Annotated in this window: 10 protein-coding genes and 2 pseudogenes; 7 read left to right on the top strand and 5 right to left on the bottom strand. The window is 72.0% G+C overall.

The features are described 5' to 3' along the window. Positions 1-17: 17 nt before the first annotated feature. The gene (locus ACWDZ7_RS25350) at positions 18-767 is read right to left on the bottom strand and encodes a GntR family transcriptional regulator (protein WP_451800044.1); all 750 of its coding nucleotides are present in this window, start codon (positions 765-767) and stop codon (positions 18-20) included. A gap of 55 nt (positions 768-822) precedes the next feature. Beyond that, entirely contained in the window at positions 823-2,172 is a 1,350-nt protein-coding gene (gene hmgA / locus ACWDZ7_RS25355) for a homogentisate 1,2-dioxygenase (protein ID WP_451800046.1), read from the bottom strand. A 119-nt stretch (positions 2,173-2,291) separates the two neighbouring features. Between hmgA and ACWDZ7_RS25360 the strand changes: the two genes are divergently transcribed. From ACWDZ7_RS25360 to ACWDZ7_RS25370, 3 genes are all read left to right on the top strand, one after another. After that, positions 2,292-2,924 carry a TetR/AcrR family transcriptional regulator gene (locus tag ACWDZ7_RS25360; protein WP_451800048.1) on the top strand — a complete coding sequence of 211 codons (633 nt, stop codon included), beginning with the start codon at positions 2,292-2,294 and terminating at the stop codon, positions 2,922-2,924. Positions 2,925-3,062: 138 nt separating this feature from the next. Continuing rightward, a complete protein-coding gene (locus ACWDZ7_RS25365; protein WP_451800050.1) occupies positions 3,063-4,580 on the top strand; it encodes a CitMHS family transporter in 1,518 nt (505 codons plus the stop codon). Continuing rightward, the gene (locus tag ACWDZ7_RS25370) at positions 4,580-5,758 is read left to right on the top strand and encodes an MFS transporter (protein WP_451800052.1); all 1,179 of its coding nucleotides are present in this window, start codon (positions 4,580-4,582) and stop codon (positions 5,756-5,758) included. Before ACWDZ7_RS25365 ends, ACWDZ7_RS25370 begins: the two co-directional genes overlap by 1 nt. Before the next feature lie 587 nt (positions 5,759-6,345). Here the strand turns inward: ACWDZ7_RS25370 and ACWDZ7_RS25375 are convergent. After that, positions 6,346-7,557 (bottom strand): S8 family peptidase, encoded by a 1,212-nt coding sequence (locus ACWDZ7_RS25375; protein WP_451800054.1) that lies wholly within the window; start codon positions 7,555-7,557, stop codon positions 6,346-6,348. Positions 7,558-7,967: 410 nt separating this feature from the next. Here ACWDZ7_RS25375 and ACWDZ7_RS25380 point away from each other — a divergent pair. Both ACWDZ7_RS25380 and ACWDZ7_RS25385 read left to right on the top strand, forming a co-directional pair. Next, positions 7,968-8,141: pseudogene (locus ACWDZ7_RS25380) on the top strand (YciI family protein); the annotation flags it as partial. Next, positions 8,132-8,338, top strand: a pseudogene (locus ACWDZ7_RS25385) (RNA polymerase subunit sigma-24); the annotation flags it as partial. The pseudogenes ACWDZ7_RS25380 and ACWDZ7_RS25385, both read left to right, overlap by 10 nt. Here ACWDZ7_RS25385 and ACWDZ7_RS25390 read toward each other — a convergent pair. Next, the gene (locus tag ACWDZ7_RS25390) at positions 8,322-9,272 is read right to left on the bottom strand and encodes a DUF5829 family protein (RefSeq protein ID WP_451800210.1); all 951 of its coding nucleotides are present in this window, start codon (positions 9,270-9,272) and stop codon (positions 8,322-8,324) included. The pseudogene ACWDZ7_RS25385 and the gene ACWDZ7_RS25390 overlap by 17 nt on opposite strands. Before the next feature lie 205 nt (positions 9,273-9,477). Between ACWDZ7_RS25390 and ACWDZ7_RS25395 the strand changes: the two genes are divergently transcribed. Together ACWDZ7_RS25395 and ACWDZ7_RS25400 are read left to right on the top strand one after the other, a co-directional pair. Continuing rightward, positions 9,478-10,866 carry an aldehyde dehydrogenase family protein gene (locus ACWDZ7_RS25395; protein WP_451800055.1) on the top strand — a complete coding sequence of 463 codons (1,389 nt, stop codon included), beginning with the start codon at positions 9,478-9,480 and terminating at the stop codon, positions 10,864-10,866. Between the two features lie 16 nt (positions 10,867-10,882). After that, positions 10,883-11,962 (top strand): Zn-dependent alcohol dehydrogenase, encoded by a 1,080-nt coding sequence (locus tag ACWDZ7_RS25400; protein WP_451800056.1) that lies wholly within the window; start codon positions 10,883-10,885, stop codon positions 11,960-11,962. On the opposite strand, the gene ACWDZ7_RS25405 is transcribed toward ACWDZ7_RS25400, so the two are convergent. Next, positions 11,963-13,036, bottom strand: a complete 1,074-nt coding sequence (locus ACWDZ7_RS25405; RefSeq protein ID WP_451800057.1) for an urea transporter — start codon at positions 13,034-13,036, stop codon at positions 11,963-11,965. Positions 13,037-13,089: the final 53 nt, after the last annotated feature.

Raw genomic sequence — 13,089 nt, forward strand, 5'->3', positions numbered from 1 at the left:
CGCACAGCCGCACGGCCTCACGTCGCTTCGAGCGTCACCGAGAAGGAGAAGCGGTCCCCGCGGTAGTGGATGCGGGCCACGTCCAGGGCCCTGCCGTCCTCGTCATAGGTCACGCCCGTGTAGTGCAGGATCGGGCTGAGCAGCGGGACTTGGAGGAGGCGTGCGGTCTCCGGGTCGGCGAGCGTGGCCTCGACGGTGTCCGTGATGCGGCTGATGCGCATCCCCACCACGTCCCGCAGCACCTTCGTCATCGGCCAGCGCACCAGGTCGTCCAGGTCGATACGGGTGGCCAGTTCGGGACGGATGTAGTTGCGGGCGTGGTTGGTCGGTTCGCCCGTCTTCTCGTCGCTGCGCAGCCGGTGGTACGTCGCCACCTCGGCCGAGTCCGGGAAGTACGGGGCGAGTTCGGCGGGCGGGGGAGCCGTGCCGTGGTCCAGCAGCTCGGTGGTCATGCCCGACTGCTGGGCCACGATCGCGTCGACCGAGCCGAGCAGGCGCACGGGGGAACCGCGCCGGGCGCTCGGCTCGATGAACGTGCCGCGCCGCCGGTGGCGGGTGATCAGGCCCTCGTCCTCCAGCTCCTTGAGGGCCTGCCGCATGGTCAGCACGCTCACCCCGTAGTGCCCCGCCAGCTGCTCCTCGGTGGGCAGCCGGAGCGGGGCCTCGGGGGTGCGGCCGAGTATCGAGGCGCGCAGGGACTGCGACACCTGGTACCAGAGCGGCAGCTTCCGATTCAGGACGATCGAGTCCGGGGCGAAAGCGGTCACGGTCTCTCCGAATCAGTCGCGCTGCGTCAGTTGTGCCGCAATCAGTTACGCCGCATCAGTTGCGGAAGTGGCGCTCCAGACCCTGCCATACGTCGTCGTAGCCGCGCTGCAGGTGGGACGCCCGCGCTGCCTGCTCTGTCGCCGTCACCGGCCACCGCGTCTCGAACATGAAGGCGAGGCCGTCGTCGATCTTCTGCGGCTTCAGCTCGGCGGCCGACGCCTTCTCGAACGTCTCGCGGTCGGGGCCGTGCGCGGACATCATGTTGTGCAGCGAGCCACCGCCCGGTACGAAGCCTTCCGCCTTCGCGTCGTACGCGCCCTCGATCAGGCCCATGTACTCGCTCATCACGTTCCGGTGGAAGTACGGCGGCCGGAACGTGTCCTCGCCCACCAGCCAGCGGGGCGCGAAGACGACGAAGTCGACGCCCGCGAGGCCCGGGGTGTCGGACGGTGAGGTGAGCACGGTGAAGATCGACGGGTCCGGGTGGTCGTAGCTGATCGAGCCGATCACGTTGAAGCGGCGCAGGTCATAGACGTACGGGACGTGGTTGCCGTGCCAGGCGACGACGTCGAGGGGGGAGTGGTCGTAGGTCGCGCGCCAGAGGTTGCCGCAGAACTTGTTCACCACCTCCACCGGGCCCTCGACATCCTCGTACGCGGCCACGGGCGCCCTGAAGTCGCGCGCGTTCGCGAGGCCGTTGGCGCCGATCGGGCCGAGGTCGGGGAGCTGGAAGGGGGCGCCGTAGTTCTCGCAGACGTACCCGCGCGCGCTCTCTTCCAGCAGTTCCACGCGGAAGCGGACACCGCGCGGGATCAGCGCGACCTCGCCGGGCTCCGCGTGCAGCGCGCCGAACTCCGTGCGCAGCAGCAGTCCGCCGTGCTCGGGGACGATCAGCAGCTCGCCGTCCGCGTCGCCGAAGACGCGGTGCCTCATGGAGGAGTTGGCGTGGTAGAGGTGGATGCCCATGCCGGTGCGCTGCGTCGCGTCGCCGTTGCCGCCGAGCGTCCACAGGCCCGCGACGAAGTCCGTGCCGGGCGCGGGCTCCGGGAGGGGGTTCCAGCGCAGCCGGTTCGGGTCCGGGACCGACTCGGTGAAGGGGGCCGTCCGGATCGCGCCGTTCTCCGTACGGGTGAAACGCGGGTGCGCGGCCGAGGGGCGGACGCGGTACAGCCACGAGCGGCGGTTGTGCGCGCGGGGCTCGGTGAACGCCGAGCCGCTCAGCTGCTCGGCGTAGAGCCCGAGGGGGGCGCGCTGCGGTGCGTTGCGGCCGTGCGGCAGCGCTCCGGGCACCGCCTCGGAGCTGTGTTCGTTGCCGAACCCGGAGAGATAGGCCAGCCCTTCGGCGGCCTTCCGGGCGTCGTCGGCGCCCGCTCGGTCGGCGTTGCTTGCGTGGTCCCCGCTCATCACAACTCCCTCGTGAATGATTCCTATGGGACACCGTAGGATTCAGGTTTTCCTCACGCAAGAGGAAGCCAGGAATGTGAGCGATGCTCTACTCTCCCCGGATGCCCCACTCTCCCGGGATGCCCCACCGGAACCCGTCCGAGGAACCGCGCCCCCCGGCCTCCCTGCGCCGCGTGCCCGTGCAGGAGCGAAGCGCCGAGCGCCTGACCCGGATCCTCGACGCCTGCGCCGCCGTCCTGGACGAGGTCGGCTACGAAGGTCTGACCACCCGCGCCGTCGCCCACCGCGCGGGCGTCCCGATCGGCTCGGTCTACCGCTTCTTCGGCAACAAGCGGGCCCTGGCGGACGCCCTCGCCCACCGCAACCTCGACGCGTACGCTCAGCGCGTGGCCGCGCGTGTGAGCGGCGTCGACCGCGGCGACTGGCGCGGCGCGGTCGACGCCGCCTTCGACGAGTACCTGGCGATGAAGCGCACCGTCCCCGGCTTCGGCCTCGTCGACTTCGGCGTCCCCTCGGCCCCCGACGCGATGCCGGACGCGAACGTCCAGGTGGCGGAGCGCGTGGCGGCGCTGCTCGCGGACCACCTCGGCCGCACCCTGGACGACCGGCTGCGCCGGACCGTGCTGGTGGGCGTGGAGGCGGTCGATGCGGTGTTGCAGCTGGCCTTCCGCGGGCACCCGGCGGGCGATCCCGGCCTCATCGAAGAGGCGCGGACGCTGCTGCACGCGTACTTCGCGCGTTCCCTCGACTGACCGACACACAGCCGTGACCAGGAGTTTTGCGCTTATTGCTCGCGCGTCAACATCTTGTTAACACTTCACGGCGAGTCCTAACGTCGACCGGACCGCCAGACCTGGTGGGAGTTCGATGGTGAACGTTAGGTAGCCCCCATGCTGACAATCCTCGGATTCGTCATGATCGCCACCTTCCTGGTGCTGATCATGATGAAGAAGATGTCGCCGATCGCGGCGCTGGTGCTGATCCCCGCGCTCTTCTGCGTGTTCGTAGGAAAGGGAGCCCATCTCGGGGACTACGTCCTCGACGGCGTCGGCAATCTGGCGCCCACGGCGGCCATGCTCATGTTCGCCATCGTGTACTTCGGCGTCATGATCGACGTCGGTCTCTTCGACCCGATCGTCCGGGGCATCCTGCGCTTCTGCAAGGCGGACCCGATGCGCATCGTGGTCGGCACCGCCGTGCTCGCCGCGATCGTCTCCCTCGACGGCGACGGCTCGACCACCTTCATGATCACGGTCTCGGCGATGTACCCGCTGTACAAGCGCCTCAAGATGAGCCTCGTCGTGATGACGGGTGTCGCCGCCACCGCCAACGGCGTCATGAACACGCTGCCCTGGGGCGGCCCAACGGCCCGTGCCGCGACCGCGCTGAAGGTCGACGCCGCCGATATCTTCGTACCGATGATCCCGGCGCTCGCCATGGGCCTGGTCGCCGTCTTCCTCCTCTCCTACGTACTTGGCCTGAGGGAGCGCAAGCGCCTCGGCGTGCTGTCGCTCGACGACGTCCTGACGAAGGAGACGGAGCAGGCCGAGGAGACGCTGCTCGTCGGAGCCGGAGCCGGAGCCGGAGCTGGAGCCGGAGCCGGTGGCGGAGCCGGTGGCGGCGCCGCTGACGGACGTACGTCTCTCACGAAGAAGACCGCCGGGGGAGCGGACACCGACGCGGACGCTGAGACCGCCGCGAACACCGACGACTCCGAGGACTCCGAGGACTCCGAGGACTCCGAGGACTCCGAGGACGACGACGGCTTCCAGGGGCTCGACCCGAACCGCCCGACCCTGCGTCCCAAGCTCTACTGGTTCAACGCGGGCCTGACCGTCCTGCTGCTCACCGCCATGATCATGGAGTGGCTGCCGATCCCGGTCCTCTTCCTGCTCGGCGCCGCGCTCGCCCTCACCGTCAACTTCCCGCACATGCCCGACCAGAGGGCCCGTATCGCCGCCCACGCGGAGAACGTCCTCAACGTCACCGGCATGGTCTTCGCCGCCGCCGTCTTCACCGGTGTCCTCAGCGGCACCGGCATGGTCGACCACATGGCCGACTGGCTCGTCGACGCCATCCCCGAGGGCATGGGCCCGCACATGGGCCTGGTGACCGGCCTCCTGTCGATCCCGCTGACCTACTTCATGTCCAACGACGGCTTCTACTTCGGCGTCCTGCCGGTCCTCGCCGAGGCGGGCCAGGCCCACGGCGTCGGCACCCTGGAGATCGCCCGCGCCTCCATCGCCGGCCAGGCGCTGCACATGTCGAGCCCGCTGGTGCCCGCGGTGTACGTGCTCGTCGGCATGGCCAAGGTGGAGTTCGGCGACCACACCAAGTTCACCGTCAAATGGGCCGTGCTCACCTCGCTGGTGGTGCTCGGCGCCGGAATCCTCTTCGGCATCATCTGATGCCGAAGGGTTCCTCCGGCGCTCCTCTGCCCGGCAGGGGCTGGCTGCTGCGCCTCGTCATCGCCTTCGGCTTCGCGCAGGCGGCGGTGTCGATGGCGCGGCCCGCCGTCTCCTACCGGGCTCTCTCGCTGGGCGCCGACGAACGGGCCGTCGGCGTCATCGCGGGCGTCTACGCGCTGCTTCCGCTCTTCGCCGCCGTACCGCTCGGGCGCCGGACGGACCACGGGCGGTGCGCGCCGCTCCTGCCCGTCGGCGTCGTCCTGATCTCCGGGGGCTGCGCGCTGAGCGGCGCGGCGGGATCGCTCGCCGCGATGGCCGCGTGGAGCGGCGTGATGGGGCTCGGCCACCTCTGCTTCGTGATCGGCGCGCAGTCGATCGTCGCCCGGCAGTCCGCGCCCGACGAACAGGACCGCAACTTCGGGCACTTCACCATCGGCGCCTCGCTCGGCCAGCTGGCCGGGCCGGTCGCCGCGGGCGCCCTGATCGGCGCCGACATGGGCCGCACCAGCGCCCTCGCCCTGCTCGTCTCGGCGGCGGTCGGCGCGGTCTCGCTGACCTCGCTGTGGCGCATCGAGCACGTGCGTACGCCTTTGGGGAAGCGAGCCGCCGAGCGGGTGCCGGTGCTCGGCATACTGCGCGCCCGGGGCGTGCCCGCGGGCATCTTCATCAGCCTCGCGGTGCTCTCCGCGACGGACGTCCTCACCGCCTACCTGCCGGTGGTCGGCGAGCACCGCGGCATCGCTCCCGCCGCGGTCGGGCTGCTCCTGAGCCTTCGCGCCGCGTCGACCATCGCCTGCCGCCTGGTGATGACGCCGATGATCCGGCTGCTCGGCAGGACCGTCCTGCTGACCGGTACGTGTCTGCTGGGCGGGCTGCTGTGCGCGGCCATGGCGCTGCCCGTACCGGAGTGGGGGCTCGCCCTCATGCTCGCCGCGCTCGGCTTCTGCCTGGGCGTCGGCCAGCCGCTCTCCATGACGACCGTCGTCCAGGCCGCGCCCGACGGCGCGCGCTCGACGGCACTGGCGCTGCGCCTGACCGGCAACCGCCTCGGCCAGGTCGCCGCGCCCGCCTCCGCGGGCCTGGTCGCCGGGGTCGCGGGCGTGGCCGCGCCGTTCGTGATGCTGGGCGGGCTACTGGTGCTCGCGGCGGCCCTGGGAGCACGAACTCCACGCCCCTGACCGGCAGAGCCCCGTCAGGGCCGCGAGGGAACGGCGCGCCCGGCCACAGATGACCCGCTACCGGCCCACGGCGAGCGGCGCGCCCAGCCACAGACCACCCGCACCGGCCCACGACGAGGCGACGGCAGACGCGTCGGCCTGCGCGTCGTGGCGATCCTGGGCAAAGCCCCGTCAGGGGCGCGGGGAACGGCGCGTCCAGCCATAGACGACCCGCACCCGGCCCACGGCGAGGCGACGGCAGACGCGTCGGCCTGCGCGTCGTGGCGGGCCTGGGTAGAGCCCCGTCAGGGGCGCGGGGAACGGCGCGCCCAGCCACGCACGACCGCTACTGGCCCACGGTGAGGCGACGGCAGACGTGTCGGCCTGCGCGTCGTGGCGGGCCTGGGCAGAGCCCTGTCAGGGGCGCGGGGAACGGCGCGCCCAGCCACAGATGACCCGCACCGGCCCACGGCGAGCGGCGCGTCCGGCCATAGACGACCCGCACCCGGCCCACGGCGAGGCGACGGCCGACGCGTCGGCCCCGGCACGGGAACGCCCCGGAGGCGTCGACAACCTCCGGGGCGCAACTACCCGTACGGATCAGCGGGTTACGGGACGATCTTGAGGAGCCGGTTCGGAGATCCGGTGCCCGGGCTGGTCACGACGCTCGGCGTGGCCCCGTTCACCAGGGCGGAAGCGACCTGCGCCGGCGTGGCCGAGGTGTGGCCCGCCAGGTAGATCGCCGCCGCGCCCGCGACGTGCGGGGCGGCCATCGACGTACCGGAGATCGTGTTGGTCGCCGTGTCGCCGGTGTGCCAGCCCGCCTTGATGGAGACGCCGGGCGCGAAGATGTCCAGGACCGAGCCGTAGTTGGACCAGCTGGCCTTGGCGTCGTTGCTGCCGGTCGCGCCCACCGTGATGGCCGCGGGGACCCGGGCGGGGGAGGAGTTGGCGGCGTTGACGCCTTCGTTGCCCGCGGCGACCGCGTAGGTGATGCCATCGGCGATGGAGTTCTTCACCGCGTTGTCCAGCGACGTCGAGGCGCCGCCGCCGAGCGACATGTTGGCCACGGCCGGGGCGCCGGCGGCGTGGTTCCCGGTCACCCAGTCGACGCCCGCGATGACACCGGCGGTGGTGCCGGAGCCGTTGTTGTCGAGCACGCGGACCGCCACGATCTTGGCCTTCTTGGCGACGCCGTACGTCTTGCCCGCGACGGTCGTGGCCACGTGCGTACCGTGGCCGTTGCCGTCCTGGGCGGTGGTGTCGCCGTCGACGGCGTCGTAGCCGTTGACCGCGCGGCCGCTGATCTCCGAGTGCGAGATGCGTACGCCCGTGTCGATCACGTACGCGGTGACGCCCGAGCCCGCGGTGTCCGGGTAGGTGTAGCCGCCGGACAGCGGCAGCCTGGCCTGGTCGATGCGGTCCAGGCCCCACGGGGCGTTGGACTGCGTCGCACTGGACTGGAGCCGCTGGTTCTGCTCGACGGTGGCGACCGCCGGGTCGGCGGCGAGGCGTCTCGCCTCCGTCGCGCTCAGCTTCGCGGCGTAGCCGTTGAGCGCGGACTTGAAGGTCTTCGTCACCGAGCCGCCGTACTCGGATATGAGCCCCTTGCCCTGGCTCGTGGCGGCCTTGAGGCCCGAACTCGCCTTCAGCGTGACGATGTAGCTGCCCTTGACCGCGTCGGCGGAGCCCGCGGCGATCACGGTGCCCTCGGCGGGGGCGGCCTGGGCGGGCAGAGCGGAGACCGTACCGAGAACAGCGGCGGCGGCGGTCGAGATCGCGGCGGCGATCACAGTCTTCTTGCTACGCGGCATTGCCATTACGAGGGAGTCCTCCTCATAGGCGGCGCGCCCGGGGTGGGGCGACGCGACTGTGGGGGGTGTGCGCGTGATCGCACACACAGAAGGGAGCGGTGCGGTGCCGCTCCCGTCGCGATCAGTAGCGTGGCCGCTTCGCGGGGGTAGATCAAGAGGCTGGACAGCTTGTCATGCGTCTGTCACGCAACGGAAATCAAATTCCGGACCAATGCGAGGTGAATGTCGGCTTTGGTGCCACGCCGCGCCACGCCACCCCACGCCACGCCGCTCCGTGAGGCTCCGCGCCGCTCCCTGAGGCGGCCGGAAAAATTGCGCCGACGATTTCGGCCGACGATGTCGAGAACCCGCGACCGGCTCCGTCCCCGTGGTGAACGCGACCACAATGGGTCGTACAGCACCGAGGGAGAGACACGATGGCCAAGTACCTGCTGCTCAAGCACTACCGCGGCGCCCCGGCCGTGGTGAACGACGTACCCATGGACCGGTGGACGCCCCAGGAGATCTCCGCGCACATGCAGTACATGCAGGACTTCGCGGACCGGCTGGAGAAGACCGGCGAGTTCGTCGACGGTCAGGCGCCGGCCCCCGCGCCGGCCTCGCGGCGCTCGCGACCCTGGACGCCATACTGCCCCGCCACGCGGCGGTGGCGGCCTGCCTCCACGAGCGGGACGGCGACCTCGTGACGGCGGCACGGCTGTACGCCGAGGCGGCCCAGAAGGCGGCGAACCTCGCGGAGCGCGATCACCTGACGCGGCAGGCGGCTCGGCTCAACGCCGGTCGGTAGGGGGTGGACCCCCGAAGTCCCATACCGCGCGCGGGCCCGGCCCGACCGTCAGGGTCGAGTGGCCGAGTCGCTCCTCGTGGCGGCTCTTCGTGGCGTGGTTGAGCGAGAACGTGAACTGGCGTAGGCCCACCTGGTCGCGCGGTACGGCGTCCAGGCGGATCGTCGTGCCGCCGTCCTTCGCGACGATGCCGCCGGACGGTGCGGGGCGGACGGTGAATCCGCCGGCCCGCAGCAGCGGCACGGTGTTGGCCAGGTCGCGTGCGGTGACCGCGATGCGGACGGAGGTCACATTCCGCATCAGGCGGTCGCGGTAGGCGTCCGGGAGATAGCGCTCGCGGCCGACGTCACCGGGGTAGGACGCCGGTTCCGTCCTGCCGCGCGGGTCGGCGAAGTATTCGGGGCGGTACTCCATCGCCCAGGTGCCGAACGCGTCGTACTGGTCGGTGGTGAAGGCGCCGTCGAACCACGGCACCGGGACGCCGTCGCCGAAGTCGCGCGTCTGCTGGAACTCCAGCGGGTCCTCGACGCCCTGGTCCCGCAGCCGTGCGAGCACGGTCGCCAGGTCACCGGCGCGTTCGGTCGAGATGCCCATGCCCGCGCTGCCGAGCGGGGTGTCGGGCAGGTCGCCCGCCCCGAAGAGTTCGAGGTAGGTCTCGCGGCCCTTCAGATAGCGGCCGGTCCAGGTCCGGCCGTCGGAACCGGTCGTCGTACGGACCTCGAAGTCGGCGAACTTCCGCAGGTAGGGGGAGTGTTGGACGGCGTCGGCGGTCTCCCGGTCGAGGACTCCGTAGGCGTGGTTGTAGAACAGGAGCTGCCGTTGCCGTTCGTACGATGGCTTCTCCTCGGCGTGAGCCGCCCTTGTGCCCGCCCTCGCGCCCCCTTCCGTCGCCCCGACGAAGGTGGCGGCAAGGGTGACGGCCAGGACCACGGTCATCCGCAACTTCCGGCGCAGCAGCATGCGCATGAGCGTAGGGCCGGAAGGGCCGCGGACGCCGTCGTTCCGAGGAGGGCGGCGGAGAAATCCGGCAGCGGCCGGCCCAAGCACCGGAGATCTCTGGTACGCCTGGGCTCCGATGCCCCTGGTGCCCGAAAACTATCAGCGCTAGTTTGTAGTGCGGACGACAACCTGGAGGAATGCGATGAAGGCCCACGACGGCATGTACATCGACGGCGCCTGGCGCCCCGCTGCCGGCGCCGACACGATCACGGTCGTCAACCCGGCCGACGAGCGGCCCATCGGACAGGTCCCGGCCGGCACGGCGGAAGACGTCGACGCCGCGGTCCGCGCCGCCCGCGCCGCCCTGCCCGGCTGGGCCGCCACGCCGCCCGCCGAGCGCGCCGCCCTGATCGGCGCGCTCCGCGACCGGCTGGTCGCCCGCAGGGACGAGATCGCCGAGACCGTCACCGCCGAGCTGGGCGCCCCGCTGCCGTTCGCGCAGGCGGTGCAGGCCGGGGTCCCGATCCTCGTCTGCGGTTCGTACGCGGAGCTGGCCGCGACGCACCCCTTCGAGGAGAAGGTGGGCAACTCCACCGTCTATCTGGAGCCGGTCGGCGTGGTCGGCGCGATCACGCCCTGGAACTACCCCCTCCACCAGATCGTCAACAAGGTGGCCCCCGCGCTCGCCGCGGGCTGCACGGTGGTGCTCAAACCCGCCGAGGACACCCCGCTCACCGCCCAGCTCTTCGCCGAGGCGGTGCATGAGGCGGGCGTCCCCGCGGGCGTGTTCAACCTCGTCACCGGGCTCGGCCCGGTCGCGGGCCAGGCGCTCGCCGAGCACGAGGGCGTCGACCTGGTCTCGTTCACCGGCTCCACCGCCGTCGGCAAGCGGATCGGCGCCACCGCGGGCGCGGCCGTCAAGCGCGTCGCGCTGGAACTGGGCGGCAAGTCCGCCAACGTCATCCTGCCGAGCGCCGACCTCGCCAAGGCCGTCAACGTCGGCGTCGCGAACGTCATGTCCAACTCCGGCCAGACGTGCAGCGCCTGGACCCGCATGCTGGTGCACACCGACCGTTACGACGAGGCGGTGGAGCTGGCCGGGGCCGCGGCCGCCAAGTACGGCCCCCGCATCGGCCCGGTCGTCAACGCCAAGCAGCAGGCGCGCGTGCGCGGCTACATCGAGAAGGGCGTCGAGGAGGGCGCCCGGATCGTGGCGGGCGGACCCGAAGCCCCCAAGGACGAGGGGTACTTCGTCCAGCCGACCGTCTTCGCCGACGTGACCCCGGAGATGACCATCGCCCAGGAGGAGATCTTCGGCCCGGTGCTCTCCCTCATCCGGTACGAGGACGAGGACGACGCCCTGCGCATCGCCAACGACACCGTGTACGGCCTCGCCGGGGCCGTGTGGGCGGCCGACGACGCCGAGGCGGTCGCGTTCGCCCGCCGCATGGACACCGGCCAGGTCGACATCAACGGCGGTGGCTTCAACCCCCTGGCACCCTTCGGCGGCTACAAGCAGTCGGGCGTCGGCCGCGAGCTGGGCTCACACGGCCTGACAGAGTACCTCCAGACCAAGTCCCTCCAGTTCTAAGGGAGTTCCCTCCATCATGGTCCGCGCCGCCATCCTTCCCGCCGTCGGCTCCCCCCTGGAGATCGCCGACATCGACCTGCCGGAGCCGGGCCCCGGCCAGGTCCGCGTGCGTCTCGCCGCCGCCGGGGTCTGCCACTCCGACCTGTCCCTGTCCAACGGCACGATGCGGGTCCCGGCGCCCGCCGTACTCGGCCACGAGGGCGCGGGCACCGTGGTCTCCGTCGGCGAGGGCGTCACCCGGGTCGCCCCCGGCGACGGCGTCGTCCTGAACTGGGCGCCGTCCTGCGGCACTTGCCACGCCTGCGCGCTCGGCGAGGTGTGGCTCTGCGCGAACGCCCTCGCGGGCGCCGCCGACGTCTACGCGAAGCGGCCGGACGGCACGGATCTGCATCCGGGCCTGAACGTCGCCGCGTTCGCCGAGGAGACGGTGGTCGCGGCCAACTGCGTCCTGCCGGTGCCGGACGGCGTCCCGCTCACCGACGCGGCCCTTCTCGGCTGCGCCGTCCTGACCGGGTACGGCGCCGTGCACCACTCGGCGAAGGTGCGCGAGGGCGAGACCGTCGCGGTGTACGGGGTCGGCGGGGTCGGCCTCGCCACGCTGCAGGCGGCCCGGATCGCCGGCGCCTCGCGGATCATCGCGGTCGACATCTCCCCGGAGAAGGAGGAGCTGGCGCGCTCGGCGGGCGCCACCGACTACGTGGTCGCCTCGGAGCGGACGGCCAAGGACATCCGGGGCCTCACCGGCGGTCAGGGCGTCGACGTGGCCGTGGAGTGCGTGGGCCGCGCGGTGACGATCCGCACGGCCTGGGAGTCCACGCGCCGGGGCGGCCGCACCACGGTGGTCGGCATCGGCGGCAAGGACCAGCAGGTCACCTTCAACGCCCTGGAGCTCTTCCACTGGGGCCGGACCCTGTCCGGCTGCGTGTACGGAAACTGCGACCCGGCGGTGGACCTGCCGGTCCTGGCCGAGCACATCCGGGCGGACCGTCTGGACCTGGGCGTCCTGGTGACCGACCGGATCACGCTCGACGGCATCCCGGCCGCCTTCGAGCACATGGTCGCGGGCAAGGGCGGCCGGGCGCTGGTCGTCTTCTGATCAGCTCCCGGCGGCTCCGGCGTTTCGGGCGCCGCCCGAACCGGTGAGCCGGGGGAAGGACTTGGCCCCCGCCAGGAACACGAACGTCGTCAGAACGAACGGCCAGGTGAAGGCGTGCCCGCCGGACGGCGCGAAGAGCGCCGCCACCGCCGGGCCGACCGCCGTCGCGGTGGCGGCGCCCACGAGTGCGTACGCGAGTGTCGCCGCCCGCGCGGGCAGGAAGACGCCGCACAGGGCGAGGGCGACGAGGACGGAGTTGTAGCCCATCGTGCCGTCGGCGATCCGCGCGGCGGGTGCGCCCAGCGCCCACGCCGTGCCGATCCCGACGGCGCTGCCGAGGCACGCCACGGCCGCCGCGCGACGGCTGGCCACGAGGAGACCGGCGAGCAGGAGGGCGCCGACGTACCACTGCGGCATGAAGAAGATCTCCGCGAAGCCGGCGAAGAACCCCCGGGCCAGTTCGGCCGGGCGCGGGGCGGTCGGGCCCGTGGCGGGGCCGGTGAGGGCCGCGAGGCTCTCGCCGTGGTGCCAGACCCGTCGGAAGCCGGGCGCGGCGATGGTCATGGCGCTCGCGACCAGGCAGTACGGCAGCGTGAGCGCGGGCAGTCCCCAGACCCCGAGCAGATTGACCACGGCGGCGGTCACGACCGTGACGGCCACGCAGCCCACGAGCGCGAGCAGCGCCGTCGACAGGTGCCGCGCACCGAGGAAGACCGCGAGACAGAGCGCGGTCAGGCAGGCGTTGAACCCTTCGAGCCCGGCCCCGACCCGCTCGCGGTCCACACCGAGCAGCCACGCGGCGCCCGTACCGACGGCGGTGCCGACGAGGGCGTAGAGCCCGTACTCCCAGCCCGCCACGGAGAGCGCACCACAGAAGACCGCCCCCGTCGCGGCACTCGGCAGAAAGGTGACCTGAGCCTGCCCCCGCAACACCCGCACCACGAACCCCCGGCCGCGGGGCACCCGGACCGCCCGCCTGGCGGCCTTCGGTGAGGCTTCCGCGCCCTTCACCGAGACCCCCGCGCCCTTCGCCGAGTCCTCGGCGTCCACCGCATCCGTCGCGTGCTGCCCCACGGCCACCCCCGGTTACGTCCGTCCCTGTTTCGTCCGGCAGGACGGGTGCAGGT

The organism is Streptomyces sp. NPDC003032, assembly GCF_053591415.1.